39 protein-coding genes are annotated in these 25,472 nt (G+C 66.2%); 3 read left to right on the forward strand and 36 right to left on the reverse strand.

The features are described 5' to 3' along the window. Positions 1 to 94 precede the first annotated feature (94 nt). The 21 genes from ACFULQ_RS07500 to ACFULQ_RS07600 all read right to left on the reverse strand — a co-directional run bounded on the left by ACFULQ_RS07500 (position 95) and on the right by ACFULQ_RS07600 (position 9,803). Positions 95 to 655: a hypothetical protein gene (locus tag ACFULQ_RS07500; protein WP_383539483.1), complete on the reverse strand. Its 561-nt coding sequence runs from the start codon at positions 653 to 655 to the stop codon at positions 95 to 97. Continuing rightward, positions 652 to 1,218, reverse strand: a complete 567-nt coding sequence (locus tag ACFULQ_RS07505; protein ID WP_383539485.1) for a hypothetical protein — start codon at positions 1,216 to 1,218, stop codon at positions 652 to 654. Before ACFULQ_RS07505 ends, ACFULQ_RS07500 begins: the two co-directional genes overlap by 4 nt. Continuing rightward, positions 1,215 to 1,712, reverse strand: a complete 498-nt coding sequence (locus ACFULQ_RS07510; RefSeq protein WP_383539487.1) for a hypothetical protein — start codon at positions 1,710 to 1,712, stop codon at positions 1,215 to 1,217. Before ACFULQ_RS07510 ends, ACFULQ_RS07505 begins: the two co-directional genes overlap by 4 nt. Continuing rightward, complete coding sequence (locus ACFULQ_RS07515; protein WP_383539490.1) at positions 1,696 to 1,944, reverse strand: hypothetical protein; 249 nt, start codon at positions 1,942 to 1,944, stop codon at positions 1,696 to 1,698. The genes ACFULQ_RS07510 and ACFULQ_RS07515 overlap by 17 nt, the downstream gene beginning before the upstream one ends. Next, the gene (locus ACFULQ_RS07520; protein WP_383539492.1) at positions 1,941 to 2,219 is read right to left on the reverse strand and encodes a hypothetical protein; all 279 of its coding nucleotides are present in this window, start codon (positions 2,217 to 2,219) and stop codon (positions 1,941 to 1,943) included. Before ACFULQ_RS07520 ends, ACFULQ_RS07515 begins: the two co-directional genes overlap by 4 nt. Next, a complete protein-coding gene (locus tag ACFULQ_RS07525) occupies positions 2,216 to 2,992 on the reverse strand; it encodes a hypothetical protein (RefSeq protein ID WP_383539494.1) in 777 nt (258 codons plus the stop codon). Before ACFULQ_RS07525 ends, ACFULQ_RS07520 begins: the two co-directional genes overlap by 4 nt. Continuing rightward, on the reverse strand, positions 2,989 to 3,501 hold the full coding sequence (locus tag ACFULQ_RS07530) for a VUT family protein (RefSeq protein ID WP_383539496.1): 513 nt from the start codon (positions 3,499 to 3,501) through the stop codon (positions 2,989 to 2,991). Before ACFULQ_RS07530 ends, ACFULQ_RS07525 begins: the two co-directional genes overlap by 4 nt. After that, a complete protein-coding gene (locus ACFULQ_RS07535) occupies positions 3,498 to 3,719 on the reverse strand; it encodes a hypothetical protein (RefSeq protein ID WP_383539498.1) in 222 nt (73 codons plus the stop codon). The genes ACFULQ_RS07530 and ACFULQ_RS07535 overlap by 4 nt, the downstream gene beginning before the upstream one ends. Further along, on the reverse strand, positions 3,716 to 4,381 hold the full coding sequence (locus ACFULQ_RS07540) for a hypothetical protein (protein ID WP_383539500.1): 666 nt from the start codon (positions 4,379 to 4,381) through the stop codon (positions 3,716 to 3,718). The genes ACFULQ_RS07535 and ACFULQ_RS07540 overlap by 4 nt, the downstream gene beginning before the upstream one ends. A gap of 18 nt (positions 4,382 to 4,399) precedes the next feature. After that, positions 4,400 to 4,558, reverse strand: coding sequence for a hypothetical protein (locus ACFULQ_RS07545; protein WP_383539502.1), 159 nt, complete (start codon positions 4,556 to 4,558; stop codon positions 4,400 to 4,402). Then, positions 4,555 to 5,025 (reverse strand): hypothetical protein, encoded by a 471-nt coding sequence (locus ACFULQ_RS07550; RefSeq protein WP_383539504.1) that lies wholly within the window; start codon positions 5,023 to 5,025, stop codon positions 4,555 to 4,557. The genes ACFULQ_RS07545 and ACFULQ_RS07550 overlap by 4 nt, the downstream gene beginning before the upstream one ends. Positions 5,026 to 5,048: 23 nt before the next feature. After that, positions 5,049 to 5,768: an FAD-dependent thymidylate synthase gene (thyX, locus tag ACFULQ_RS07555; RefSeq protein WP_383539506.1), complete on the reverse strand. Its 720-nt coding sequence runs from the start codon at positions 5,766 to 5,768 to the stop codon at positions 5,049 to 5,051. A gap of 7 nt (positions 5,769 to 5,775) precedes the next feature. After that, positions 5,776 to 5,973, reverse strand: a complete 198-nt coding sequence (locus ACFULQ_RS07560) for a hypothetical protein (RefSeq protein ID WP_383539509.1) — start codon at positions 5,971 to 5,973, stop codon at positions 5,776 to 5,778. After that, the gene (locus ACFULQ_RS07565; RefSeq protein ID WP_383539512.1) at positions 5,960 to 6,181 is read right to left on the reverse strand and encodes a hypothetical protein; all 222 of its coding nucleotides are present in this window, start codon (positions 6,179 to 6,181) and stop codon (positions 5,960 to 5,962) included. The genes ACFULQ_RS07560 and ACFULQ_RS07565 overlap by 14 nt, the downstream gene beginning before the upstream one ends. Further along, entirely contained in the window at positions 6,169 to 6,405 is a 237-nt protein-coding gene (locus tag ACFULQ_RS07570) for a hypothetical protein (RefSeq protein WP_383539515.1), read from the reverse strand. Before ACFULQ_RS07570 ends, ACFULQ_RS07565 begins: the two co-directional genes overlap by 13 nt. 25 nt (positions 6,406 to 6,430) lie before the next feature. Continuing rightward, a complete protein-coding gene (locus ACFULQ_RS07575) occupies positions 6,431 to 7,594 on the reverse strand; it encodes a hypothetical protein (RefSeq protein ID WP_383539517.1) in 1,164 nt (387 codons plus the stop codon). After that, the gene (locus ACFULQ_RS07580; protein ID WP_383539520.1) at positions 7,558 to 7,899 is read right to left on the reverse strand and encodes a WhiB family transcriptional regulator; all 342 of its coding nucleotides are present in this window, start codon (positions 7,897 to 7,899) and stop codon (positions 7,558 to 7,560) included. The genes ACFULQ_RS07575 and ACFULQ_RS07580 overlap by 37 nt, the downstream gene beginning before the upstream one ends. After that, complete coding sequence (locus tag ACFULQ_RS07585) at positions 7,899 to 8,204, reverse strand: hypothetical protein (protein ID WP_383539523.1); 306 nt, start codon at positions 8,202 to 8,204, stop codon at positions 7,899 to 7,901. Before ACFULQ_RS07585 ends, ACFULQ_RS07580 begins: the two co-directional genes overlap by 1 nt. Further along, complete coding sequence (locus tag ACFULQ_RS07590; protein WP_383539526.1) at positions 8,185 to 8,343, reverse strand: hypothetical protein; 159 nt, start codon at positions 8,341 to 8,343, stop codon at positions 8,185 to 8,187. Before ACFULQ_RS07590 ends, ACFULQ_RS07585 begins: the two co-directional genes overlap by 20 nt. Continuing rightward, a complete protein-coding gene (locus ACFULQ_RS07595) occupies positions 8,340 to 9,401 on the reverse strand; it encodes a hypothetical protein (protein ID WP_383539528.1) in 1,062 nt (353 codons plus the stop codon). The genes ACFULQ_RS07590 and ACFULQ_RS07595 overlap by 4 nt, the downstream gene beginning before the upstream one ends. A 219-nt stretch (positions 9,402 to 9,620) precedes the next feature. Continuing rightward, the gene (locus tag ACFULQ_RS07600) at positions 9,621 to 9,803 is read right to left on the reverse strand and encodes a hypothetical protein (RefSeq protein WP_383539530.1); all 183 of its coding nucleotides are present in this window, start codon (positions 9,801 to 9,803) and stop codon (positions 9,621 to 9,623) included. Positions 9,804 to 10,048: 245 nt separating this feature from the next. Between ACFULQ_RS07600 and ACFULQ_RS07605 the strand changes: the two genes are divergently transcribed. Beyond that, entirely contained in the window at positions 10,049 to 10,537 is a 489-nt protein-coding gene (locus ACFULQ_RS07605; protein WP_383539533.1) for a hypothetical protein, read from the forward strand. 146 nt (positions 10,538 to 10,683) lie between these two features. Beyond that, positions 10,684 to 11,316: a hypothetical protein gene (locus ACFULQ_RS07610; protein WP_383539536.1), complete on the forward strand. Its 633-nt coding sequence runs from the start codon at positions 10,684 to 10,686 to the stop codon at positions 11,314 to 11,316. Positions 11,317 to 11,371: 55 nt separating this feature from the next. Here the strand turns inward: ACFULQ_RS07610 and ACFULQ_RS07615 are convergent, their stop codons facing one another. From ACFULQ_RS07615 to ACFULQ_RS07660, 10 genes are all read right to left on the reverse strand, one after another. Next, on the reverse strand, positions 11,372 to 13,321 hold the full coding sequence (locus tag ACFULQ_RS07615) for a hypothetical protein (RefSeq protein WP_383539538.1): 1,950 nt from the start codon (positions 13,319 to 13,321) through the stop codon (positions 11,372 to 11,374). Between the two features lie 11 nt (positions 13,322 to 13,332). Beyond that, positions 13,333 to 13,692, reverse strand: coding sequence for a hypothetical protein (locus ACFULQ_RS07620; RefSeq protein ID WP_383539541.1), 360 nt, complete (start codon positions 13,690 to 13,692; stop codon positions 13,333 to 13,335). Then, positions 13,692 to 14,060, reverse strand: coding sequence for a hypothetical protein (locus ACFULQ_RS07625; RefSeq protein ID WP_383539544.1), 369 nt, complete (start codon positions 14,058 to 14,060; stop codon positions 13,692 to 13,694). Before ACFULQ_RS07625 ends, ACFULQ_RS07620 begins: the two co-directional genes overlap by 1 nt. A gap of 3 nt (positions 14,061 to 14,063) precedes the next feature. Beyond that, on the reverse strand, positions 14,064 to 16,010 hold the full coding sequence (locus tag ACFULQ_RS07630; protein ID WP_383539547.1) for a DNA polymerase: 1,947 nt from the start codon (positions 16,008 to 16,010) through the stop codon (positions 14,064 to 14,066). An 18-nt stretch (positions 16,011 to 16,028) separates the two neighbouring features. Further along, positions 16,029 to 17,114, reverse strand: coding sequence for a DNA cytosine methyltransferase (locus ACFULQ_RS07635; RefSeq protein WP_383539550.1), 1,086 nt, complete (start codon positions 17,112 to 17,114; stop codon positions 16,029 to 16,031). Positions 17,115 to 17,192: 78 nt separating this feature from the next. Then, a complete protein-coding gene (locus ACFULQ_RS07640) occupies positions 17,193 to 18,050 on the reverse strand; it encodes a hypothetical protein (RefSeq protein WP_383539552.1) in 858 nt (285 codons plus the stop codon). A 3-nt stretch (positions 18,051 to 18,053) separates the two neighbouring features. Further along, the gene (locus ACFULQ_RS07645) at positions 18,054 to 18,275 is read right to left on the reverse strand and encodes a hypothetical protein (protein WP_383539555.1); all 222 of its coding nucleotides are present in this window, start codon (positions 18,273 to 18,275) and stop codon (positions 18,054 to 18,056) included. Continuing rightward, on the reverse strand, positions 18,272 to 18,766 hold the full coding sequence (locus ACFULQ_RS07650; RefSeq protein ID WP_383539558.1) for a hypothetical protein: 495 nt from the start codon (positions 18,764 to 18,766) through the stop codon (positions 18,272 to 18,274). Before ACFULQ_RS07650 ends, ACFULQ_RS07645 begins: the two co-directional genes overlap by 4 nt. Next, entirely contained in the window at positions 18,763 to 19,260 is a 498-nt protein-coding gene (locus ACFULQ_RS07655) for a hypothetical protein (protein WP_383539561.1), read from the reverse strand. Before ACFULQ_RS07655 ends, ACFULQ_RS07650 begins: the two co-directional genes overlap by 4 nt. Before the next feature lie 212 nt (positions 19,261 to 19,472). Next, positions 19,473 to 20,339 (reverse strand): hypothetical protein, encoded by an 867-nt coding sequence (locus tag ACFULQ_RS07660; RefSeq protein WP_383539563.1) that lies wholly within the window; start codon positions 20,337 to 20,339, stop codon positions 19,473 to 19,475. A 142-nt stretch (positions 20,340 to 20,481) separates the two neighbouring features. Here ACFULQ_RS07660 and ACFULQ_RS07665 point away from each other — a divergent pair, with 142 nt between their 5' ends. Further along, on the forward strand, positions 20,482 to 20,673 hold the full coding sequence (locus tag ACFULQ_RS07665) for a type II toxin-antitoxin system Phd/YefM family antitoxin (protein ID WP_383539565.1): 192 nt from the start codon (positions 20,482 to 20,484) through the stop codon (positions 20,671 to 20,673). Here ACFULQ_RS07665 and ACFULQ_RS07670 read toward each other — a convergent pair. Genes ACFULQ_RS07670 through ACFULQ_RS07690 form a run of 5 tightly spaced genes read right to left on the reverse strand, consistent with a single transcriptional unit; the run spans position 20,652 to position 25,436 of the window. Continuing rightward, on the reverse strand, positions 20,652 to 22,289 hold the full coding sequence (locus ACFULQ_RS07670) for a DEAD/DEAH box helicase (protein WP_383539568.1): 1,638 nt from the start codon (positions 22,287 to 22,289) through the stop codon (positions 20,652 to 20,654). The genes ACFULQ_RS07665 and ACFULQ_RS07670 overlap by 22 nt on opposite strands. Further along, positions 22,289 to 23,266 carry a toprim domain-containing protein gene (locus ACFULQ_RS07675; protein ID WP_383539571.1) on the reverse strand — a complete coding sequence of 326 codons (978 nt, stop codon included), beginning with the start codon at positions 23,264 to 23,266 and terminating at the stop codon, positions 22,289 to 22,291. The genes ACFULQ_RS07670 and ACFULQ_RS07675 overlap by 1 nt, the downstream gene beginning before the upstream one ends. After that, complete coding sequence (locus ACFULQ_RS07680; protein WP_383539573.1) at positions 23,241 to 24,518, reverse strand: DnaB-like helicase C-terminal domain-containing protein; 1,278 nt, start codon at positions 24,516 to 24,518, stop codon at positions 23,241 to 23,243. Before ACFULQ_RS07680 ends, ACFULQ_RS07675 begins: the two co-directional genes overlap by 26 nt. After that, on the reverse strand, positions 24,515 to 24,760 hold the full coding sequence (locus tag ACFULQ_RS07685) for a hypothetical protein (RefSeq protein WP_383539576.1): 246 nt from the start codon (positions 24,758 to 24,760) through the stop codon (positions 24,515 to 24,517). Before ACFULQ_RS07685 ends, ACFULQ_RS07680 begins: the two co-directional genes overlap by 4 nt. Further along, complete coding sequence (locus ACFULQ_RS07690) at positions 24,753 to 25,436, reverse strand: ATP-binding protein (protein ID WP_383539578.1); 684 nt, start codon at positions 25,434 to 25,436, stop codon at positions 24,753 to 24,755. The genes ACFULQ_RS07685 and ACFULQ_RS07690 overlap by 8 nt, the downstream gene beginning before the upstream one ends. Positions 25,437 to 25,472 lie beyond the last annotated feature (36 nt).

Below are 25,472 nucleotides of genomic sequence, written 5' to 3' on the forward strand. Positions count from 1 at the left end.
TTCTCCTTGATTTGATCTCCTTTCGCAGGCTAAGGGCATATTTCCGCATTGTGTTAATACGCGAAGAGCCCCGCCGGAATGGCAGGGCTCTTGCTCAGACGAGGTGAGTTTCGCCTTTGAAGCGTTTGAGGTCTTTCAGGCTCTCCGTCTCGGCCTTGGTGCCGGTGCCGGTGAACCAGGTGTTGGCGGCTCGGGCGAGGCTGTACGCGTCGGCCAGGTTGTCGTCGTCGTAGGTGACGCCCCACTTCTTGTAGACCGCCAGCAGCATCTCGGCCTTGGCCGCGGTGCCCTTGCCGGTGGTGTACTTCTTGAGCTTGGTAGGGGCGACGACGAGCGGGTAGCAGGCGGGCTTGTTCAGCTTGTCGAGGAGGGCGAGCTTCACCGCTCCCCCGAGTTCGCCAGCGAGTTCGCGGCCGAACTTCGAGCCGGGCGCGTAGCCCTCCATGGCGACGACGTCGATGCGGCCGAACATGGTCGTGATGTCGTCGATGTTGAGGCCGATCTGGAGCTGGACGGCGTCGAGGCGGTCGGACTGGGTGGTGTACCTGTCGGCTGCGAAGGCGTGGAGGTAGCTGTAGCGTCGCTGCGAGTCGCTGTCGTAGGCCACCATCGCGAGCCCGGAGTAGGACTGGTCGATGCCGAGGCAGACGGTCATGGCTCCACCCCGAAGATGTCGTGCATGAACAGGCCCACCATGTCGGGCAGGTCCTCCAACTCGTCCTCGTTGAAGAACCCGAAGTCGAAGTCGAGCCGGCCGAGGGTGTTCTCGGAGACGTCCTGGTTGAGCGGGCCGACACCGGGACGGGATATCCAGATGCTGTAGTGGTCCAGGCCGGCCACGGCTTCCAGCTCGTTCTTGTGCCGGACGTCGGTGTAGACGACGCGCGGGTGGCCCTCGGCCTTCTTGAGCGCGGCCTGTATCCAGGCGTCGTCACCGATGTGCTCGCGGACCGAGCCGCCGAGGCGCTGCATCAGCCGGCGGACCTCGGGGTACTCCCGCTTGGCGACGTCCCAGCCGACGTCCTTGAGGACCCAGGCGAGGTTGACCGCCCCGTACGGGGTGGGCACGAGCGGGTTCATGGTCTCCAGCACGTCGCGGACGGCGTCGGCGAACCGGATGGGGGTGTATCCGTACCGCTCGACGAGGACGTTGGCGACGGAGTCCTTGCCGGCGTACGCGTATCCGCCGAGGGCCAGAACTTCGGGCAGCGGGCTCATGCGGCGAGGTCTCCGGGGGTGGTCGGGGCGGGGATGCGCTTGGAGGGGAACTCGGTGTGCGTCCAGCACTTGGGGCACACGGCGACGACCACGTAGGCGTCGGGCTCAGCGGGCCGGTGGAAGAACGGCCGGGCCGTCTGGCTGTAGGTGACGGTGACCGGGACCCACCTGTGCTGGGACAGGTCGGTGCAGGCGCTCGGCAGCCGCAGGACGTTGCCGTAGTGCGCGACGCTCATGGCCTGGAGTTCGGTGGGGTCGCACAGCCGGTACTTCTCGTCGTAGAAGCGGGACAGCCCGATCCGGGTGGTGGTGCCGCGGCGGTCCTGTGCGGCGCCGAACCCGTAGGTGTCGATCTTCGCCTGGACCTCGTAGGTGTTCTGCATGACGGTGCAGAAGGCGAAGTTCGCCTTGACGTCGTCGATGCGAAGCTTGCGTCCGGCACGACGGGGATCGGTGTCGGCCCAGATCTGGCCGGTCTCAACTCGCTGAGTCATGGGTGGTTCCTCGAAGTCGCTGGACCTCGTCCAGCAGGGCACGGATGTCGGTGGGTGCGTGAGCAAAGGCGTGGGCGGTGAGCCAGTAGAAGCCGTGGACCTGGGCGATCCGGCGGCTGTCCTTGTCGACGACCCAGGCCATGGATCCCTCGTCGAGCCAGAACTCGTAGGGTCCGGGGACTGCCTTGGCCCACCGCTCTTCGATCGCCCCGAGATCGGGGCCGTCGGTCACTTGCAGGCGGGGTCGAGGATCGTCGACACGCTGCCGTAGTCGCTGTCCTGGTGGTACAGGGTGGTGACGCGGACCCCGGTGCCGGTCAGGCACTTCGTGGCGCCGTTGCCGAAGCCGTCGGGCATCGTGAAGACGGTGGCGGGGCCGTTGTCGGTGTTGGCGCGGGGCGCGTCGCGGAACGGCTCGGAGTACTTCTCGCTCATGCCGCAGGCGCTCAGGCAGGCGCCGAGCAGGGCGGCTATGCCGGCGATCAGAGCGGTCTTGCGTCGGGTCATGCTGCTTGCTCCAGGTGGTAGGGGTTGTTCGCGCGGGCTTCCTCGATCGCCGCCAGTGGCTTCTCGCGCCAACGCAGGGCGTAGCGGCGGCAGTTCGCGCAGGTCTTGTGGGTGCAGCCAGGAAGCGGGGGCCGGTGGCGAGCGTGAAAGCTCCAGGACATGGAGTCCGAGGAGGTGAGCAGGTGGCCTACTCGCCTGAGCCCCGTGATCTTGAAGCCGAAGCCGTGGACCCGGAATCCTCGATCGGTCGCGTCGGTGATGATGTCGACGGCTTCGTCCATGTGCTGGCGCCGGCAGACGGATCCGATACCGACGATCGGTTCGGCGGCCAGGTCGACGCCGGCCTTCTCGTACATGTCGGCGCAGCGCTGGTAGTCGATGCGCTCCCAGCCCTGTAGGACTGGGGCGAACGGCAGGTCAGGAGCTGCTGCCTTGAGTTCGAGGTAGTTGTTGACGGTGCGGTGCTGGTGCTCGGTGACGGTCAGGCCGGTCTTCTGGGTGATCCACGGTTCGCACATCCAGTCCTGGGGGCTTGCCCAGGCGAGGTTGGATATCTCGTCGCGGTAGCGGCGTACGGCCTCGACGTAGGTGGCCGGGCTGATGGTCCACCGGCCGTGCATGGAGATCTCGGTGAAGCCTCCGCTGTCCAGTGCCCAGGTGTTGATGGCTCTGGGGAAGGTCTTGCGGCCGATCAGTCGGCGGTGCGACACGAACAGGGGGACGTTGGCGTTGCCGAGCCAGGAGGGGATGTGCGTTCCGAGGAAGAACGTCACCTAGCGGCGCGACGCCGCAGCGCCACGACGAGGGAGCCGAGGAGGACTCCGTAGAGCTTGCCGATGATCTGCCCGCCGAGGAAGTCGAGCGAGCCGAAGGCGATGGAGAGGAAGAGCAGGGAGTCCAGCAGGATGCCGACGACTCCTCCGGCGAAGACTGCGCGGATCCAGTGGGGTGTGAGCCGGCTGAAGACGGCCATGTCGGCGGCTTCGGAGACGGCGAACGCCACTGCGCTGGCCAGGGCCACGGCCGGGTCGGCTGCCACGAAGGACAGGATGACGCCGAAGACCAGGGCGATGACGGCGGCCTTGCGTCCGAGTGCCCACTGGACCAGGTCTCGGAGTACGAGGGCGGGTCCGGCGAGGAACACAGCGGACGGCGCCTTGACGCCGAAGCCCACGGAGACGATTCCGTAGCGGTGCAGGGCGATGTTGGCGGCGGGGATGGTGGCCATGTAGGCGGCAGCCGCGAGGTAGCCGACGACTTGGTTGCGAGGTGTGGTGGTCACAGGCGCTCGCCCTCGGGACGAGGCGGCAGGGCCCACCAGACGAGCAGAGACATCGGCCAGATCAGAGCGGCGATGACGACGAACATGGCGGCGATGACGAAGTCGTGGGTGTCGCTGCGGTCGTAGTCGAGGTTCATGGCCTGGGCGATGGGCTTGCGGACGGCCACGGCCATGATGAAGGCGACGACCAGGTACAGCACCGGTACGTACGTGGTCATGCGACCAGCCCCTTGGGGAGGTCGTCGTTCTCCAGCAGGACCTTGTAGCACTGGTTGGCCACGGCGCTGTAGATGACGATCCCTTCGGCCTTGGCCCCCGCTTCTGCGACGGAGCCGAGGGTGCGCAGCAGGCGCAGGCAGTCTCGGATGGCCTCGTTGAGGAGGTGTCCGCGTACGCGGGCGAGTTCGGGGACGACGGTCAGTTCAGCCGGTGACTCGTCGGGCAGTCCCTGGCCGCGGGTGCCCCAGCGGGTGGTGTTGAACAGGGCCCAGCGGCGGCCGGTCATGCCGTATCCGTGTTGGATGCCGCGGCCGTACCACTCGCCGTGGTGGACGCCTTCGCCGAGGTTGGCCAGGGCGCTGGCGTTGTCGGCGACCCAGGCGGCGAAGTCGAAGTGGTCGAGGGCCTGAGTGCCGTCCATCTTCTGGCGGTTGGGGGCGATCCACCGCTTGTGGCTGCCGGCGCGCAGGACGTACAGCCCGTCCTCCTTGGAGACGACGCTGTAGCCGTGCCCGTTGAGGTAGCGGGCAGGGTCCTCGTCCTCGGTCAGGCGCTTGACGGCGACCTGCGAGTTGCTGCCGTTGATCATCTCCGTCAGGACGAACTCTCGGTTGAAGCGCGGGATCTTCGGCCACGGACGGAAGTCGGTGACGTTGGTCAAGTGGGTGCTCCGGGTTGGTCAGAGGTAGTCGTAGGCGGTGGCGTAGTCGTCGTCCCACTCGGGGGCCGCGCAGACTTCGCAGACGGTGTGACCGTCGACCTGGCCCGCGTATTCGTCGGCTGCGATCAGCCGGCCGCAGGCGCATCGGGTCGCGTGCGGGGCGGGGCTGAGGGTCACTTGCTCAGCCGGTCCAGGAGGCCGGAGTACATCTCGGAGACCTGGGCGAGGCGGGCCTGGGTCTCTCGCAGCTCGTTCTTGTGCCGGCCCGCTTCCTGGACCAGGACGCGGTTGCGGTTGCGGGCGTCGTCGCGGTCCTGCTCGGCCTGCGCGAGGTTCTTGTTCGCGGCGGCGAGATCGTCCTTCAGGACCTTCTCGGCCGTCTTGTCGAGCGCCTTGCCCAGGGCGTCGTAGAGGGTGTCGCACTCGGGGCGGGTGAGGCGGAGGACCGGCTCGGTGTTGACGTACGGCGGGGTGGTGAACTCGATCTGACCGCGGACGCCGTTGAAGCGGCCCTGGTTGATCGCGGCGCCGCTGCCGGGCTCGACCCTGGCGAAGTGCACGTTGTAGCGGCTGCTGGTGAGGTCCTTGATGACGCGGGCCTTGGTGGGAAGCATGTCGAGGATCGGGTCGAAGAGGCCGGGCAAGGGGTGCCTTTCGTAGGGCGTCGTCAGGGGGCGACGCGGCCGTGGGTGTTGAAGGCGGTGTGGGTGGCGGGCATGAGCTGGGCCCAGAAACGTTCCATCTGCTCCGCTGCCATCTCGATCTCCCGCTGCGGGAAGGACGGGAAGGTGGCCCGCTCGTCGGCGGTGCGCAGGCCGAGGAAGTGCATCAGCGAGCGTGCGTTGCAGGTGGCGTACATGGAGGAGAAGAGGCCGACGGGGAGGGTCGAGCGGGCGACCTCGCGGGCGATGCCGGCGTCGAGGAGGACCTGGTACGCCTCGTACGCTTCCTGGTACGCGTACTCCATGACCCGGCTGACGATCTCGTGCTGGGCGGCTGTGCCCTTGACGAACGTGTAGCGTCCGGGCTTTCCCTCCTGGACCAGCTTCCGGTCGAGGCTCGGGATGTAGAAGACGGGCTTGAGTTCGGTGTAGCGCCCGCTCTCCTCGTTATAGCTCCAGCCAGATCTGTGCCTCATCCACTCCCGGATGACGAAGATGGGGGCTTCGATCCGGAAGGTCATGGAGTTGTGCTCGAAGGGGCTGCCGTGCTTGTCCCGCATCAGGTAGTTGATGAGGCCGAGGTCCCTCTTGGCGAGGTCCCCGGTTTCACCGACGAGAGTCTTGGTGCCGGTGGAGACGCGGGCGGCGAAGAGGACGTCGGTGTCGGCGGCGTTGTGCTTGACCAGCTCGACGGTGATGTCGCTGCGGAAGGTTGGGGTGGTCACAGGTCTCTCAGGTGGCGAGGCAGCGGAACTGGTTGGTGAAGCCGGCGAGCTTGATCTGCGTGTACCTGCGCGTGCCCTTGCCGAAGTTGTACGAGATGCAGTTCGCGTAGCCGCCGAAGTTGGGCGTGATGGACTGGACGTAGACGACGCGTTCGCCCTTGCTGGTCTTGTCGAGCCAGAGCTGGCCGGAGTCAACGTGCTGCATGCTTCGGGCCCTTCTTGGGGTTCTCGACGATCTCGGCCGCGATGCTGAAGCCGAAGGCGGCGGCGGTGATGAGGGCGAACAGGAGCGGTGTCCAGCCGATGGCGCCGATGGTGACGAGCGCGAGGAGGGCTCCGGCGCCGGCAGCGCACCCGTTGGCGGTGACCGTCAGTGCCGCGGCTATCAGCCGGCGAGGGTTCAGGCGGACCATCGTGTTGCTCTGCTTTCTCGGTCGCTCCGGCCGATGCGCCGGGTCAGTTCGCGGGAGACGACGGCGGCCTTTCGGTCGGCGCCGCTGTAGATGGCTTCGGTGAGCTTTCGGACCGCGTAGGTCTGGCGGTACAGGGAGTCGGCTTCGAGGACGTCCTCGTCGGAGGCGGCTGCGGCCTTCTGCGCGGTCACCGACTTCTCGTGCTTGGCCTTGACTGCGGCCATGGCCTTGCAGCGTTCGAGGTGGGCTTCAGCGGCCTTCTCGTCGACCGCTGCTGCTGCTAGCTGTGTTCCGGCGTACTCGGCCCACCGCGTCAGTTCGACGAACAGCTCCATCAGCTTGTCGTCGATCAGCTCCGTCAGGTTGGCCGGCAGATCCGGCATGTCGTCCTCGGGCCGGCTGCGCAGCTTCAGACCCTTGCGTCCGAGCTTCTGCGTCGTCCTCGTCGAGAGGCTGTCGTCGTCCTCGTCGAGGGGCGTCCTCGCCATCGCTGCTCTCCTGGTAGGGCTTGCACTGCTTGCAGACATCGCCGTTGACGCAGTCGGGAGCGTCCTTCTGGGCAGCGATCCGCTCCTTGATGTCGAGGGCCACTTCGAGGAGTGGGTCGACGATGGCGGGGTTGTAGCGGACGACGAACTGCCGTACGTCCTGGTTGAATTTCGACTCGTAGACGTAGGTCATCCGGTCGACGTCGAGCCCGAGGTTCCTGGCCATCCAGAGGTAGATCTGTCCCTGGCGGATGTGGCTGGGGAAGGGCACCTTGATGGATGACCACATGGCCGGCAAGTCGACCATCTTGCTGCCGTCGGGGAGGGTGACCAGGTACTTCGCGAGGCGCTCGGGCTCCTCGAACCGCACCGTCCCCTCCCCCACGGTCTTGATCTCCAGCAGGCTGCGGGCCGGTGTGAGCATGCCGTCGCTGTGGCCGGCGATCAGGTGGGTGGCCTCGGCGGACAGCGGCACTTCGGCGTACTCAAGGGCGGTGCTCTGGCAGGACTGGCACTGCTTGGGGCTCTTTGCCCACCATTTCTCGTCGCAGTTGAGGCACGTGAACATGCCCTCCAGCCAGTCGATGTCCCAGGCCCGGTTCTGCCACTTGCGGTGCGACTCGTGTCCGGTGTCGAAGATGTTCAGCGACTGGAAGCCGAAGGACTGCTTGTGGTGGACGCCGGTCGTGATCCGCAGGAAGGTGGCCTTGGGGCACCAGTCGTCCTTGACCATCTCCGAGGGGTGGATGATGTCCTGCCGACGGGAGTTGTCGGCCTTGTTCTTCTCGACGATGTGAGTGCGGACTGTGCCGAGGAAGTTCTCTTCGCCGGCGCCCCGCTTCTCGGCGAGGAAATCGGAGAGGTTGGTGGGTATCGGGGCCCGGCGCTTTACGGCTCGGGGAGCCTTTCGCTTGAGGGCTGCCATGGCCACGTCTCCGGTTTCTTCTGGTTGCGGTACTTCTTGCGGAGCTTGGCTCGGTCGTTGGGGAGCATTCCGCCCCAGACGCCGTAGCGTTCGCAGTTCTTCATCGCCCAGTCCAGGCAGCGCTGGCGCATCGGGCAGATGGTTCCGTCGGTGTCCCCGTTGCAGATCGCGGCGGCTTCCCGGAGGTCGTCGAACCAGGGGTCGTTGTCGCGCGAAGGGGTCTGGTACTTACGGCACTTCGCCTCGTGTTCGGGGTCGTCGCCGCCGGTCCAGTCGGGGGCCGAGCATCGGGAGAACAGTGCCACTAGGTCTCCAGGATGGTGTCGAAGGTTTCCTGGGAGAGCACCATCCAATTCCTCCCTCCCATTTCGATGACGAAGACCATTTCTCTCCCGGAGAGCAGTGCGTGTCGTTCGGCGAGTTTGAGGTCGTCGAGCTTGAGCGTGTACTGGCGCTTCTCGGTGGTCTTGGCTTCGAAGGAGAACGTGTCATTGCGGACGTCGTTCTTGTGAATCCAGCCGTTTCCCGATCCGGGGCTGACCTTGCCGTCGTATTTCGAGGCGAGTCCCTTTTCCTGCCGCTGGGACCTTTTAAGGCCGCGGTTCGTCACCCGTGAGCCTCTTTCGGATCAGCTCCAGGAGCTGGTCGATCTCGTCGGATTTCCGGCGCAGGTATCGGCTGGCCCGCCAGGAGACGAAGGTGATGTAGCCGGCTTCCGCGAGGGCCAGGGCCGCAAGGGCTCCCGTCACGCTGCGACCTCCAACGCCTCGGGGTTCGTGACGGCGCGCAGGACGGCTTCGGCGACTTCGTCCTGGAGATCGAGTTCGCCTCGCAGGGAGTCGATGATCGCGTCCTTCAGGTCCCAGGTGCGCTCACCGAAGTCGAAGTACCGACCGCGGCGCGTGATGACGTCGAAGTAGACGCCCCAGGTCATGAGGTCGCGTACGACGTCCCAGGAGCCGGCGGTGATGCCGCGGGAGGGCGAGTCGTCCCAGTAGAAGTGCGTCTCGGCGGTCTTCTGCGGGCCGGCGGACTTGTGCTTAACCGTCTTGAACTTCATGGCCTGGCCGACGCGGCTCTTGCCCTTGCCGGGGATAGGCTCGTCGAGGAACTCCGCGCGGGAGACTTCCAGGCGGGTCCAGTAGGCGAAGTTCTTGCCGAGGCCGCCGGGCGTGGTCTTGGGGGTGCCCTGCGGGCTGAAGCCCCCGACCTTCTCGCGCCACTGGTTGATGACGATGCCCATGACCGCGCGCTCGTCGGTGAGGTGGCTGCGCTTCGTTGCTTTGCCGGCCTTGCGGTAGAACTTGTTGGTGATCCGCGCGCCGGGCGACACGGACAGTTCGTCCATGGCCTTGGCGTCCTCCTCCGAGGCGACGAGCGCCGGGTAGGAGTCGAGGACGATGGCGTCGACCGCGCGGGAGGCGGCGAACTCCAGCATGACCTCGTACGCCTCTTCCATGGCCCGGATCTCCGCGACCACGACCTGGTCGGTGTCGACGCCGAGCTGCTGCGCCCACTCCTTGTCGTAGTCCTCGGCCGCGATCCACAGGGTGGAGAACTCAGGGTTCTTGGCCTGCTGGTGGGCGATGGTCTTGTGGACGACGGTGGTCTTGCCGCTGGACTCGAAGCCGATGATCTCGGTCCACTTGTTCGCGGGGAACCCGCCTCCGAGAATGATGTCGAGAGGCAGACAGCCCGTGGCGAACGGCGAGACCTGCCTCATCTGAGAGGCCATGATCATGGTCTCGGGCCCGTACTTCTTGTTGAGCTGGGCCATGAGTGCGAGTGCCTCGGGCGACGGCGCCACACGAACCCCCCTTCTTGTTCCACAAGTTGAGCCAACTTGTTGTTCAAGTAGGAGATTAGGTGTCGATGCAGGTCAGAGACAGAGAGTCGAGTTGCTCGTGAGCGTCACGGCTTGATCACGGAATCCAGACACAAGAAAGCCCCCGGCCACCAGGGGGGTGATGACCGGGGGCTCGATCCCGGCCGCCGACAGGTGAGACGGCAGCCGGAGGACTGCGGACTACAGAACAGTCGCGACCTCGGAGGCGAGCTTGTAGGTGACGATGCCGGTAGTCAGGTGCACCATGCATTTGACGAGGCCGTCCTCGACCATCCGTGCGAGAGTCTCACTGGTGAGGACGTCGTCCAGGACCTCTGCGACGGACGCCGGGACCCGCAGGCCCAGCCCACCTTCAATCTCCACCGTGATTGCTCCATACCCCGTCGGCCGCCGCAGGTCGCACCTCTGGCAGTAGAGGGACCGGCCGGCGTACACCCCGGCGGTCAGCGTCCGTCACCCGAGGATGCGGGGCAAGTCGCACCGTTGTCAACTAAACTTTCCAATAGACAATCGCAGGGCGCATACAGGTAGGTTGCGATGATCCAGACACTGGCCAAGGGGTACGACGGCGGACACGACCGGCCGCCGGCGAACAGGGGGACCATCTCGTGAGCGACAACAGATCCTTGGCCTTCAAGCTGAGCTTTCTCATGCTCCGCAGCATGGGGCCAGACGGGGTTCCGTGGACCGTTCGGACACTCTCTGACGCCACCAAGCTGGACGGCAGGGGCATGTCACACACCACGGTCGGCAAGATCGCGGACGGCACCAACGACAACCCCCGCATACAGACGGTTGAGGATCTCGCCGCGGCGCTGGGCGTTTCGCCCGGTTTCTTCTTTCCCTTGTACGATGTAACAGATTTGCCTGCGGTTCGAATGTTCGGGAGCCCCCACATCCGCGAATTGCTGACCCTCATGGCCCGTCTGCCTGAAAAGGATCTGGCGGACATCGAGGCGCTCGTCCGGGAACGGGCCGAGGCGGCAGGCGTCCAGGAGGATCCACCCCTCCCCCCACCTGCTCAACAACGCAAGCGTCCCGGACGTCGCCGGATGTCCGAAGCCGCACGGCGCGCTGCGGAGACCATGGAGCCTTAGTTTTGAAGTCCGCGTTCTACACAGGAGCACTCGCCCTCGGATTCCTCGCAACGTTCGATCTCTTCCGTCGTGCCCGGAATCGGTCCGGCAGCCAGTCCGTCGGGGCTGCGCTCGCCGGCACAGCCATGGCCTTCGGGTGCATCGCCATGACCTTCGCCGACCCGATGGTCGTCAAGCCGTTTGCCGACGCCACGGAGGTCGGGCTGGCCACCGCCATCTCCGGCGTAGCCGTCGTCAGCCTGCTGGTCTGCGTCCTGGCCCTGCTGGCGTGGTGGATCCTGGAGCACACCTGCTACCACCGGGTGCTGCTGCTGATCAGCTCCGTCGCTGTTGCGACCGTGACCGCGATGGCCATTCTCTTCGCCCAGAACAACCTGGCCAGCAAGTACACCGGCACCAGCCTGCGTCTTCTGGCCGCCGACACAGCCTCCGGCGGACCGCTGTGCGACAGACCGATCGCCTACGCCTGCATCTACTTCACCTTCGTGGCCCTCGCCTCAAGCGCCGTCACGCTGGGCTTCAGCTACCTGGCAATCGGTGCCAGTGACCTCGGCCTGCGCGTGCGCATCGGCTTCTGGGCATCCGCCGTCGCCGGCCTCTGCGGGGTCCTCTACGCGGGCCTCAGCCTGACCGCCGTCATATCCGGGGCACGCCACCACCTGGTCCTGCCGTTCCACGGGACTGAGACTGCGACCATGTTCGCCCTGTGCGGCGCCTTGATCTTCGGCGCGGGCGTGATCATCCCCTACTTCCCCCTGCGCGAGGAGCGCACGTCCTGATCAAGAAGCGCGAAGGGGCCACACCGTGCGGGTGTGGCCCCTCGTCGTGGCGCGGTCAGGCGACCAGGTCGACGACCTCACACGCGCCGGCCGTGCACGCCAGTTCCTGGCTGCCGACCGTGGAGTCTTCGATCTCCCAGAACGGCAGGTCCTCCCAGTGGATCTCCGCAGGCATCCGGGCCAGCAGCTCCTCGTACGCCTCGCGCGAGCACTCCTCGTACGGCGCCTGCTGATAGCTGTGGTCGGAGTGCGGCAGGAAGCTCACGCCGCTGATCTCGTCGAGGTGCTCCCACACCCAGTCCCCGACCTCGTCCCATTCCTCGTTACGTACCGAGATCGTGACCGAGGGCTTGTGGTCGCACCAGTGGCGCTGGACATCGAGCCAGGTCTTCAGGTGGTCGACCGCGGTGGTCTGGTCGCGGGTGATCGCACCGAGCGGTGCCTTGATCGGGAAGCTGAAGACGTTGTTCGAGGGAGACATCACGTCGTCTTCGCACGGCACGCCGTAGCTCTGCATGAGCTGGCTGAGCGGGTCCTTCTTGTCGGCCCGGACCCGGCGGACGTAGTACTCGCTGTGCCAGGTGTGCAGGCCCGAGGAGACCCCGACGAGCTGACTGACCGTGCCGGACGGCTTGACGCACGTGATGGCGTGCGAGTGCTCGATGCCCAGTTCGTCGGCGAAGACGGCGTTGACCGACGCCGCCAGTTCACGCAGGGCGTCCAGCAGGGCGTTGCGCTTCTCAGCTGGCTGGGTGACCAGCAGGTCGGAGCCGAAGAATCCGGTCAGGCTCACGCCGAGCAGGCGCTCTTCCTCGGCGTTCTGGCTCCACTCCTCGCGCAGGAAGGGGTAGTCCGTGAGCGTGCTCTGCCAGGTCCCCAGGATCGTCGCCAGTTCGACCTTGCGGGCGAGCGTGTCCTCGGTGTCGTCCTCGCGGACCACGATCTCGGACAAGTTGCAGAAGCTGAACGGGCGCAGAATGATCTCCGAGCACGGGTTCGTCCCGTACACGACATCTGCATCGCGTCGCCCGTATTTGGCGGCCTGGCGCTGGGCGGCGCCGCGGTGGAAAATTCCGCGCTCGCCGGAGCCGCTGGCCACGAGGGTGGCCCACTCGGCGTCGAAGTCTTCGCGGCTCATGTCGTCGCTGTAGACGGCGCTGTTGTTGGCCAGGGCCCGGTAGGGGTGGTCCTCCCACCACGCCCCGGACTTCGCCTGCGCCATCTCCTGGTCACTCAGGTCGGACAGGGAGATCATGGCGCTGCGGCGGACGCCGCCCACCACGATCACGGAGGCGATCTTGCAGGCCAGGTCGTGCGCCTCGATCGGGCGCAGTCGGCGGCCGGCCGCACCGTGCAGCAGCTTGATCGTGAAGTCGAAGAGGTCCTGGAGAGGTTCGGGGCCGGAGGCACGGCCACCGAAGGTGCGCAGGCGGGCGCCGGCCGGCCGCACCTCGGAAATGTCGATGCTGGGGATGATGCCGTCCAGCCACACCAGACGCAGAAGCTCGTCGAACGCCTCCGCCCACCCCAGCTTGCTGTCGCCGACGGTGATCACCATCTCCGGCACCATGCGCAGGAGGTCAGGGACTACCGGGAGCTGCTCGACGTACTGCTTCTCGACGCTGTAGCCGACGCCGGTCCCGTTCATCAAGATGAAAAGCAGTTCGCTGAAGGCCCGAATGTCGAGCAATGGCAAGTAGGAGCAGTTGAAGCCGGCGATGTTGGACAGTTCCAGCGCCTCGCCGGCCGTCATGACTGCGCGCATGCTCGGCATGATCTGGTGGGTGAGGACGGCGTCCCGCATCTCGTAGAGCAGGTCCTTGTCCGGCACGTGGTCGTATTCGTCGGCCAGATGCTGGGTTATGAACGTGAAGTAGCGGTCTACGGTTTCCGTCCAGGTCTCCCGACGCTGTTCGGTCTCCAGGTAGCGGGCGTATCGAGACAGGGCGATGTAGTTCCGGTACGGGTCCTGGAGGGTTCCGTCCGGATTGAGGATGGTGCTCAATTACTCTCCGGTTATCCGAGGCGGCCGACGACTGTCATCGAGAATCCGCCTTGTTTGTTCGCCACCGTCTGTCGCGCAGGGGTTGCCTTGCCCTCGGACTTGATGTTGAGCCCGGAGGTGCTGTGGAGCTTGGGGTAGCCGCATTCATAGCAGCGCTTGCCGGCCCGAGGTTCTGTGGGGATGGCGAAGTAGTTGCTGCCTCCGCACTCAGGGCACATCTCGGAGTCCCTGGCGTGGGCGGCCTGTCGAGGCGCTGGAGGCTGCTGCTCGTACTGGGGCTGGTACTGGGGCGCCTGCGGCTGGTACATCGGTGCCGGCGGCTGGTAGGCGGGCGCGGGGGCGCCGAGGTGCCTGTTCCAGAAGTTGCTCACTACACCACTCCGTTTTGAATGAGGCCCTTGTCCTGGAGGTTGGAAAGCACCGCGATGACAGAGGCAGTGAGAATTGCCTGATAGTCCGTGCGGAACGCCAAATACTCAGCCGGGTCGTCATCCAAATCAGAGGTGTCCAGGATACCCCCGAAAAGGATGTCGGTGATGAGTGCTCCGTACACCGCGATGAGCGGGAGAAGCGGCTCAACTGCCGCCAGTCTCTCGGCCGATTCGAGTTGCTCCATTTCGAGCACCTCTTCGCTGCGTCCGACCTGTCCGCTCTTGACGAGCAGTTCGTTCTCTGCTCGGCCGGCGTTTAGGTCCTGCGCCAACTCGGCCTTGAGGACCTCGAAGGGAATCGTTCTCATTGCTTAATCCTTGGCTTCGGACCAGCGGTCGCAGACGACCACGTCGGCGGTGAGTGGGACGTTGATGAGGTGCTGGATTCCCTCGCCGATCATGGCTTCCTGGAGGATCTTGGAGCCGACGTCGACCAGGTCGTCCGGGCAGATGACGACGAGTTCGTCGTGCACGGTGAGGGAGAGCTTGATGTCGTCGTGGCCGCTTTCCTTGATGGCCTTGTACAGCCGGACCATGGCGAGCTTGATCAGGTCGGCCGAGGATCCCTGGATGAGGCTGTTGACCGCCCGGCGCTCGCCCTTGGCGCGCAGCCAGCCCTGGCTGGAGACGATCTCCGGCAGCCGGCGCTTGCGTCCGAGGAGCGTGGTGAGGTCACGCGTCTTGCGCTTGCGGACGGTTTCGATGACCGAGCGGCGGAAGGCGTAGATCTCGGGGAACTGCTCCTCGTGGATGGCCATGATGCGCTCTGCCTCGCGCACCGTGATGCCGGCCATGGCTGCCACGGTCTCCGGGCCGGCCATGTACACGATGGCGAAGTTCAGGCCCTTGGCGACCTGGCGCATGGCCTTGGTGACTTCGTCCCAGGCGACACCGAAGACGAGGGCCGCGGTGGCTGTGTGGGCGTCCACGCCGGCCAGGAAGCCCTCGTACAAGGCGCCGCGGCCGAGGTAGTGCGCGAGGACCCGCAGCTCGATCTGTCCCCAGTCGGCGACCAGGAGCTTGTAGCCCTTGGGGGCGACGAACAGGCTGCGGACCTTGGTGCCCAACTCCGTGCCGGGTCTGGGCACGTTCTGAAGGTTCGGGGCCGAGCAGGAGAATCGGCCGGTGCGGGCGCCGTACTGCTTGAAGATGGGGTGGATGCGGCCGTTGAAGATGCGCTTGGGCTGACTGGCCTTGCCGAGGTAGCCGTAGACGTACGTCGACAGCAGCTTGTCGACCTCGGCGTACTCCAGGAGGATCCGGCAGACCTCGTTCTCCGGGTACGCCTCCAGCGTTTCGGCGTCCGTGGACCAGTCGCGGAACCCGATCTTCTCGCGGTTGCGCTTCTTGGCCTTGCCGCCGTCGGTGAGTTTGATGGGCTTGAGGCCCTGGCCGCCCTTGGTCTTGGGCAGAAAGAGGATGTCCTGGCGCTGCTGGGGGGAGCCGACGTTGAAGACCTTCCCGGCGGCCCGGAAGAGCCTGGTCTTGATTTCCTCCAGCTTGATGACGAGTTCGTGCTCCAGCTCCAGCAGCCGGTCCTCGTCGACACAGGCGCCCGTGGGGTGCATGTCGAGCAGGACCTCGGTGACGGCGAGTTCGAGCGACATGATGCGGGAAAGGTCCTGTTCGACCAGGTCGCCGCACATCGCGCGCCACAGCAGCCAGGTGTACTTGGCGTCGAGGTAGGCGTAGCGGGCGACCGTGGTGAAGGCGTGCTTCTCGACTTCCTTGCCGACGTTCTCGGTGTCGTACTTGTGCTTGTAGCGCTTCTCGACGAGGTTCTTGAGGCCGTTGAGGCGGTTCTCGTCGAGAAGCCAGGAGCCGACGAGGGTGCAGCCGTAGGGCTTGGGCGGGATCCTGCCCTGGTAGTACTTCGCGAGGCTGCCGAGGTCGAAGGTCGCGGAGTGGGCGACCTTTCGCCGGCTGGAGAAGATCAGGGGTTCGAGGGCCTTGAAGACCTGCGAGGGTCGGAGCTGCTTGGGCGGGGCGCTCCACACCGCGGGGACGGTCTCCCGCTCTCCCGTCTGCTTGTTCTTGCGCCAGGTCGCCTTGGATATCAGGCGGTCGCCGTTGGGGTGACCCATCGGGATGACGACCGCGCGGCCGTGCGTGGCGAGCGCTATCCACAGGATCTCGTTGGCGACCGGGACGCCTCGGTGTTCGCCGACGGTCTCGATGTCGATGACGAACTCGTCGAACTGCTCGAAGTGCGCGACGACATCTTCGAGGTCGGCCATCGTGAGGATGACGTCGCGCACTCTCGTGTTCCTTCCGTGTCAGGCTGCGAGTTGGAGTCGTTCGGTGAGCAGAAGCTCGATGAGGATCAGGCGGTAGGCGGCGTATGCCTGGTGGGGAACGACGCCGTTGCCGACCTTGTGGAGTTGTTGGGAGCGGCTGAGGCCGGGGATGGTGGTGACTCGGCCGGGGATGCCCATGAGCCACTCGGCGAAGACCGCGGTCAGGCGGCGTCCGCCTCGGGGCCCAATCTCGGTCGGGTACGGCGCCGGGACTCCGATGACGGACTCCCATCGGTGGATTGCCGGCGCGTACTCTCCCCACCATTCGGAAGGTGAGTGACGAGGGTGCGCAGGTTCATCGCCCCAGTCGAGCCGGGGGCGTGTCCCGCTCCGCCCATGCCGTCGGACGCGGTCGGTGTCGGCAGCAGATGCACTACGGCCGCCGGCAAGTGCGTATAGCGTCCGCTGCTGTCCCGCTGGTTGGGCGCTCCCTTCGGGCCGTCGCTGGCCCTCGGAGTCGGCAGCATCGCCATCGGAAGGGGCTCCGCCGGCAAGAGCAAGGCGACCTCGCTCAGCGGGCGGCTCATCTTCCCGTGCCGGCTCCCGGTGCCGGCTTTCCAGTCCCGCGCCAGGGGCGTCGGCAGAAGGGAAGGCGACGCAGAACCATCGGTCGCGATGGTGGGCTGCTCCAACTTCGGAAGCTCGAAAGCACATCCATCGCGCGTCGTACCCGATCGCGGCCAGGTCCCCGAGTACTCGGTCGAGTCCTCGTCGAGCGATGGCTGAGACGTTCTCCAGGAAGACGAGGCGGGGTCGAAGTACGCGAATGGCTTCGGCGACGTTTCGCCAGACGCCCGACTTCTCGCCATCGATTCCCTTCCTGTGCCCTGCGTTGGAGATGTCCTGGCACGGGAAGCCCGCGCAGACGATGTCGACCTGGCCGACGAGTTCGGTCCAGTCGATGGAGGTGATGTCCCCGAGGTTGGGGAGGTCTGGGTGGTGGTGCGCGAGGATTTGGGCGGCGTAGCGGTCGATCTCTGCCACGTAGGCGACGCGCTCGCCGGTGAGTTCCTCAACTGCGATTTCTAGGCCGCCGAATCCCGCGCACAGGCCGAGGATCGGCATGCGTGTCCTTCAGGAGCGGGGTGGCCGCTCCCCACCCGGAGGAGAGGGGTACAGGTGGGGAGCGGCCGGTCTGGTGGTCTAGTCGTCCTCGTCGTCTTCGTCCACGCCGTTGAGGACCTTCTGCACGGCGGCCTCCAGCTCAGCGCGGGTGCAGTGGCGCTCCCAGGCATCCGAGTAGAGGTCCTTGTCCAGGCGCTCGTAGTCGGCGTCGGTCAGCTCGTCGGCGTCCCAGTCCGAGTCGACGTCACGGGCCTTGACCGCCTCGACGTGGTACTCGGTCTTGGTGCCCTTGCCGGTCTTGTGGACCGCGACGTAGAGCTGGGGCGAGGTGAGGTCGCCGACGTGGTCCCTGCCGACCTTCTTGGGGTCCTTGGCGATGGCCTGGAGGGTGCGAGCGGCGCGGATGCCGACCTCCCAGACCTTGTGGACCCACTTCTTGTCGTCCTCGTCCCACAGCGCCACGTTGAAGGTGGCGACCTTGCGGCCGTAGTGGTCGAGGTCGTCGCAGAGCGGGCAGTCCTCCTTCGGCGCGAGCCCACGGAAGGACCGCTTGCCGGAGGTGATCTCCCGGACGTAGTGGTACTCGTAGGAGTCGAAGGGCTCGGGCTGGAGGAGCCGGATGAGCTGGGGATCCTTGGTGATCTCCAGTCGCATCTCGTTCCTGGCCTCGAAGTCCTGGCCGCCGCTGCCGGCGACCTCGTCGAAGGCGCCCCAGCCGGCGGAGGCTCCTTGCTTCCGGGCCGAGTTGGTGCGCTCCCGGCCCTTGCGAGGGGTTTCGTCGTCCTCGTCGAACACGTCGCGGTCCTGAGCCTTTCGACCGCGGCGGGTGCTGGGGGCGTCGTCCTCGTCGATCGAGCCTCGCCGGCTGCGGCCGGCACGTCGGGCGGCGGGTGCTGCGTCTTCCTCGAAGATGTCGTCGAGATTGCCTCGGGCCATAGATCAGTCCTCGTTGTCGGTGGCGGGGTGGACGTGCGCGAAGCTGTTCTCTTCGGTGGTGAGTTCGGCCGCCATCTGCCGCTCGCGCGCGAGCAGTTCGTCGATCGCGTCGTCCAGGACGCGCGGATCGGTGGACTTGACCCGGGCGGTCACCTCGATGTGCTCGTAGGAGCCGAGGTTGTAGCGCTCGGTGACCGTCTTCTCGTACTCCAGGACCGGCTTCACGCCGCCGCCTCCTTGCTCTTGAGCGCCTCGAACGCTTCCTTCACCCGCTCGGTGAAGTTGGTGTCCGTGATGCGGATGCCTCTTGGATCGCCGTCGAACAGGCCCTCCTGCGCCGCGATTTGGACGATTGCCTCGATCTGCTCGCGGGTGTACAGGCGGCGGTCGCCGTTGGCGGTCTTGCCCTTGATGAGGTAGGTGGCCTTGGGGATGACCCCGCTGTTCTCCCACTTGCGCAGGGTCACGGCGTCTCGTCGCAGCGCCTTGGCCAGGTGTCCGATGCCGAAGAACTCCCTGTAGCCGCCCTTGTAGGGGCGGACCTGCGGTTTGGCGTCCCATCCGTCGGTGTCGTCGTGGCGGGCGTGCTCTGCGGACCGGGGGTCGATCTGCGTGCGCACCGGCCGGCGCGAGATGCGTCGGGTGGAGCCGGGGTAGAACTGTGTCGCGGGCGTCTCGCCGGCGATGCTGGCGAACTCGCTGTCCCAGTCCCTCATGCAGCCACCCGCACGAACCGGAAGCCTTCCTTCTCCGGGAAGATCCGCTCCAGGTCCTCTTCCGAGAGGAGTCCTTCCTGGTAGAGGACGTATGCCTCCTGGGGGTCGAACTGCCGGACCAGGGGGAAGAGCCGGTCGTAGATGACGGCGTCGTCGCCCTTCTCGGCGGCCTGGGTGTCGAGGTCGCGGGCGATGGTCTCAGCCTCGTCCTCGTCGAGCCCCTCGCTGGTGTAGCGCTCCAGCTTCAGGCCCTTGTACTGCTTGTCGCCGACGCGGAGAGGGCGCGGCAACTCGATGATGTAGCTGCCCTTCTCGTCCTTCACACCGATTGCGCGCAGGTCGTCGGACATGTCGTCGCGCAGCTTGTTCAGCAGGGTCGTCTGGGTGTCGACGCGGCCCTTGATCAGGAACCACTGAGCAGCCTTGCGTTCGAATGCGGATTCCGGCGTGTTCGCGGTCAGTACCGACCCTGCCGGGGCGTCAGAGAAATCCACGCCGTGCTCCTCAAGTACGAGTAGGGAACAGTCGTCGCCAGGGCGGCTGACTGCGCGGTAACGCGGACCGCCGCAGATCGGGGGCTCGCCCTGGCGACTGATCACAGACTAACACCCTTGTTGCTCAAGTTGAAGAACAAGTTGAGCAACAAGCCAGGAGGCAGCACTGAGCCCCGGCGGCTCATGCGTCCACCGGGGCTCTGCGGCGAGGATCAGGCGGTCAGCGCCTTCTCCATCTCACCGATCCGCTCGTCCACGCTGCCCTTGTCGGTCTTGGCAGCCTTCCACTCCGCCTCGATCACCGGGAACTCGTCACGCATGATCTGCCGGCAGCGGACGACGGTCGGAGCCTTGTCCTGCCCCATCTCGGCGACCAGGGCCTTGTGCCACGCGGCTGCGGGGTGGTCGTCGTACGTCTTGCCGGAGGCCAGCCACTGCTTGATGAACTCGCGCGCCGTGGGCCGCAGCTTGGACTCCCTCCGGCCACCCTTCTTGCCCGCCCCCTGCTCAACGTCCTTCGCCATGAACTCCGCGAGCAGCTCCTCGACGGTGCGCTCCAGGTCATCCACGCGGCCGTCCTCAACGACCTGCTGCGGCGCAGTCTGGGAGTCGGCGTACTCGGTGCGGGCGAAGTGGACCTGGCGCATGAGCCAGGGCCCGATCTCGCCCCAGATCAGCAGGAGGGTGGGCATCACGGCGTCGAAGAGGCCCTCGCCGTAGGCGTGGCGCATGAAGGCGTCGGCGCAGTTGAGGCCGTAGGTCATGACGCCCATGAGGCCGAGCCAGATCCGCGGTCGGCGGAGTTCGGCATCGCTCCAGCCACGCAGTCCGAGGTACTGCTGGCCGACCATGAGCCCGAGATAGGAGAGGCTGACGGCCGGGGCGACGAGGGCCTGGACGTGCTCGGGGACGCCGAGCCGGGCCGCGAGCGCCCAGACGTTGCCGAAGTCGAAGAGGAACGCCAGGAGGATGGCGGCGACGGTCATCGTCATGACGAAGTAGACGGTGAAGCGCTCGCCGGGGACGCGGTCCTGCTTGGTGGCCCCCGGCTTCGGCCGGTGCCGGATAGGGTTCTTCATGGGAGTCACAGGCTCCTATCTCCGACGGCTCTGGGTGCGCGCCCAGAGCCGTCTTTTCGTGTGTGGGTACGTGGCGTCTGGAGCTGAAAGCATTTCAGACCTTCCAGACCTTACAGAACTGCCAGGCCGGTACGCTACCGACATGGGGAAGATCGAGACCGTTGGCGTGCAGCAGGCGCGCGACAAGCTGCGGGACCACATCGACGCTGCGGTGCAGGATGACCAGATCACGGTCATCACCAGGCACGGCAAAGAGGTCGCTGCCCTGGTACCGGCCGAGTGGTACCAACGGGCTCGGGCTGCTCTGGAAGCTCAGGCAGCCGGCGAGAGCTGACGAAGCGAGCGCTCCAGGTTCTCCCGGAGCGTCTCCACGTCGTTGACGACCATTCCGTCGGCATCGGCGCCGCGGCCGTCGAGGATGGCCGAGGTGGTGCGGTTCTTGAACTGCCGACGCTGGTTGCGCCGCTCCTCCACTGTGCCGGCCGCCATGAAGTCGATCACCTGGACGGTGTCGTGCTGGCTGGAGGCGCGCACGTGCCGGGTGTCCTGCTGGTCCTGGGCGCCGGCTGAGTCGCGCTGGTCGTAGTTGATGAGCACGCGGGCCTCCGGAAGGTCGAGCCCGTAGCCGCCAGCACCGGAAGCCAGGAAGAGACGCACATCCTTCTCGTAGGAGAAGAGCGCCTTGGCTTCTGCCTTCTTGAGCGCGTTGTGGTCTCCGGTGAACATCACCGAGCGGTACTGCGGCATGGCCTCGCCGATGAGCTTGAGCATGCCCTTGAAAAACGAGAAGACCACGATCTTCAGGTCCGAGTCCCGCATCAGTTCCTTGCGCAGCAGACGGGTCAGTTCCTCCAGCTTGGGCGAGTGGTCCAGCCCGTCGAGGACCCCGGACTCCGCGAGGGTCAGGCAGTACTTGCTGCCACCCTTGCCGGCCAGGTAGCGCTCCGCCGAGTCCCTGATGAGTCTGGGGTGGTTGACCAACATGTGAAGGGCCAGGAGCCGGCCCATCACGCGGCCCTGGGCGGTGTCCTCGGTGGGCTTGGCCTTGCCCGAGTAGAGCGCGGCCAGGTCGATGCTGCCGGAGCCATGGCCGGCCGCCTTGGACACCTCGAACAGGGTGTCCTTGGCGATGCGGCGGTAGACCTTCGCGGTGGCCGGGTCGAGGTCGACGAGGACGCTGCTGCGCTCGACCTTCGGCATGTACTTCGCCACCTCGGGATCCTCGCGGGTCTTGCGGACCATCGCGACGGAGACCTTCTGGTGGAGAAGGGGAAGGTTCTTGTACGCCACGGGGAAGCCTGTCCTGCCCTTCCCCTTGCTGCGGACGATGAAGGCGGGGTCGAAGTACTCCCAGGGCCCCAGTACTTCCGGGTCGACCCACTGGAAGACCGAGAACAGTTCTTCCGGGTTGCCGTTGTCCATGACCGTTCCGGTCAGGCCGATGCGGTGGTCGGCCTTGATGCGCTTGATCTTCCGGGTCCGCTCGGCGTTGAACGTCTTGATCAGGGAAGCCTCGTCGGCGACGACGATGCCCGGCTTGATCTTCCGTACGTCGGTCCAGTCGTGGACGAGGTTCTCGTAGGCGGTGACGACGTAGTCCGGCTGGTGCTGCTGGATGTAGTCGAACTGCTTCCTCTTCTGCTGCGGGGTCCCGTCGATGACCGTGCAGTGGTGGTCGGCCGGCACGACGATGTGGGCCTTGCCCACCTTGCGGTGCTTGGTGTCGACGTCGGTGAACTGGGCGATGCGCTCGGCCCACTGCCACTTCAGGGCGGCTGGCACGACGACCATGCAGGTGATGTGCCTGTCGTTGTCCATGAGCATCTCGGCGGCGGCGATGGCCATCACGGTCTTGCCGGTGCCCATGCCGTAGGCGGCGAGCATGGAGCCGCGGTCGACGATGCGGTCGACGTCGTCGGCCTGGTAGGGGTGCAGGAGTCCCACGAACATCAGCGCCTCCCGAAGGCGGACAGGCGACGCATCATCGGGTGGTAGGCACCCTCGTAGGCGGCCCGGTTCTGCTCGGGCGTCATCTCGCCGGGGTCCTTCACGGTCAGGTCGCCGTAGTCGAAGTAGCGGACGATCAGGCCGGTGCCGTGGAAGTGGTCGAAAACCTTGCGCCGCTCGCGCTTGCCGTCGTGGTCGTTGTCGTGGGCGGCGACCAGCCGGCTGAGGCGCCCGCCGAGGATGTGGAACTGCTTGGGCGTGAGGATGGCGCCGTAGCTCGCGAGCCCGCCCGCGATGCCGGCCGTCCACAGGACCGCAGTGTCGATGGGCGACTCAACGAGCACGCCTTCCTCACCGTCGAGGGCCTGGAGGCCGAAGAGCGAGTCGCCCTTCTGCATGCCTTCCGGGTAGTTGAGGAAGTGTCCCTTCCCCTTCTCCTGCCAGCCCAGAAGTTTCCCGCGCTCGTCCCGGACGGGGAAGATCCAGTACTTCCGCTTCGGGTCCCAGAGGATCTCGAAGCGCAGTGCGGCCTCGGCGGTGATGCCCTTGGAGGCGAGGGCCTTGGCCGGCGGCTCGGTGAACAGCGCCAGGTGCGACTCGGTGACCTCTTCTGTCTCTCTCTTCTTGGCGAAGGTCTCGCCGGCGAGGAGGCGCACCGCGCGGTCGATGACGCCCTGGTCGCTCACCCACTGGACGGCGTCGTCCTCGCCCTGACCGCGGATCTCCTCAGCGAGCCGGACGAAGGGGCCCCGGAAGTCGCAGGAGAAGCAGAGGAAGACTCCGGTGTCCTTGTGCACGTAGCAGGAAGGGTTCCGGTCTTCCTTTCCCTTCCGCCTCACGTGTGCGGGGCAGGGGATCCGCCAGTTCTCCGAGTCCTCCCCCACGATCTCGATGCCCAGCTTCCCGAGCGCCGAGATGACGTCGCCGGGGATGGGCGCGTCGAAGAGGTCCTCGTTACCAGCCCGCGTACGCCGGGACATCGTCGTTCGCCTCCTCGCCGAAGGGGTCGCCCTGCTGCTCGATCAGGGAGCCGGACTCCCAGTCGAGCTTCACGAACCACTCGTCCTTGGGCACGTTTCTGCCGGCCAGGACCTTGAGCTTGTAGAACATGGGGTCGTCGGTCTGCTCGACGCCGAGCGCGAGGGTGGCGTCCTGGGCGAAGGCCGAGGTGTAACCCATGGAGCCCGAGTTGAGGCCGTTGGAGCCGAGCTTGGAGCGCAGGGCCTGCGTGGTGACGACGAACGGGAGCCCGTTGCGGGCGGCCATGCGCTTGATGCCGCGGCTGATGTTGGTCATGGCAAGCGGGGTCTGCTGCTCGCCGGAGACGGAGTCCACGAAGAAGTACGCGCCGTCGATGATCACCGAGTCCGGCTGGTACTCGTCGATCTTGGCTTGGACGTTGTCGAGGGTCATCCGGGCGGAAGGGTCCTCGGCGATGATGTAGTCGCCCATCCCCTCCAGCTTCCGCATGGCCTTCTCCAGGCGCTTCCACTCCAGTTCGTTGAGTTCGCCGGCTCGGAGCTTGCGCTGGCTGATGCCGGCCAGGAAGGCGTCCAGGCGCTCGGAGATCTCCATGGCGCTCATCTCGAAGGAGAAGAGCAGGGGGCGGGCGCCGACGGAGTGCATGGCGCGTGTGATGGCCAGAAGGGTCGTGGTCTTGTTCGACTTCTCCAGGCCCGTGAGGGTGACCATCTGGCCGGCCTGGAGGCCGAGGGTGAGCCGGTCGAGCGAGGGGAAGCCGGTGGGAAGGCCGATCAACTCCCCTTCCTCCCGCTCGGCGTAGGAGCGGTAGGTGGCGAGGCGGTCGTCGACCGTGCGCGCCCAGTTGAAGTCGTTCCCGATCGGGGTGTCTTCGGCGACCTTGCTGATCAGGGCGCGGACGATGTCGAGGGCGTGGTCGGTGTCGCCCTGGGAGACCAGCGCCTCGACGGCCGCGTTGAGGCCGCGCTCGGTCAGAGCGGTGCGGCGCCGGTCGCGGATCCGGTCGATGAGGTAGTCGATCGGCTCGTCGACCTGGGCGACCTCGAACGTGGGGTGATCGGCCTTGACGGCGTCGAGGGTGGGCGCCATGCCGTACTCGGCGTTGTAGGCGATCATGTCCTCGAATACACGCCGGATGTCGCCGTTGGTTATGTGTCTCGGCTTGATCTTGGCGTTGAGGACCGTGGTGATGTCCCCGGTGGCGATGACCTTGCACAGGAGCTTGTGCTCGTGCGACAGGACCGCGGTCACTCGCAACCCCCCTTCAGGGCCTTGACGATGGTGTTGATCAGAACCGTCTTGCCGGTGCGCCGGGGCCACTCGACGTGGAGCCGGAAGGTGGACCAGTCGGGCTCGACACCGTCGATGCGCATCTGCGCGAGGATCACCGCGAGTCCGGAGCGCTCGATGCGGCGGATCTGGTGGCGGGGCAGCCACGCCGGCAGTTCGAAGCTGTGCTCGTACAGGTGGGCACCGCCGCATGTGTTAGCCACGGCGGTGGTCCCTTCCTGCCATCGCGACGACCTCGCACGCCTCGGTGAGGAAGGACTGCATCGACGCGTTGTAGACCTTGTCCCAGTCGCCTGGCTTGTTGTTGCTGGTCAGGATGGTGGGCCGGCCGTTGCGGTGCCGACCGCGGATGAGCGCGTCGAAGACGTCGGCCGCGAAGCCCGAGCTGGTGTGGTGCTCCTTGCCCATGTCGTCGAGGACGACCAGGGGGCAGGTCAGCACCTTGTCCAGGAGCTTCTGGAGTGCCAGGAACTTCTCGCGGGCGAACTCGTCTCCGGTGGCCTGGTAGAGGTCCCGCATGTTGCGGTGGTCGATCAGGGCCTGGACGTAGTCCGCGAACGGGACGAAGAAGACGACGGCGCCGTATGCGCGCCGGATGGTGGTGAGGATGGCGGACGCCGTGGTGGTCTTGCCGGTGCCGGCGTTGCCGAAGAGCAGCAGGCCCTTGCCGACGAGGCTGCGGTCCTCGGGGAGTTGCGCCATCGTCGCGTCCAGCGGGATGTAGCGCTGGCGCCAGGTGGCGATGAAGCGCTCGATGGTGGCCTGGACGTCGGGGTGCATCTGGTCGATGGCGTCGACTCCGTGCCCCCAGTGCTTCACCGGGATGCGGGCGGTGCGCCAGACCAGGCTCTCATCCCTGGTCTGCTCGGCGGTCTGCACGGTCCTCCTCCTTGCGGTCGGTTGAGGACCTCATTG

The sequence above is a fragment of the Streptomyces sp. NPDC057253 genome (assembly GCF_042669125.1).
Lineage (GTDB): Bacteria > Actinomycetota > Actinomycetes > Streptomycetales > Streptomycetaceae > Streptomyces.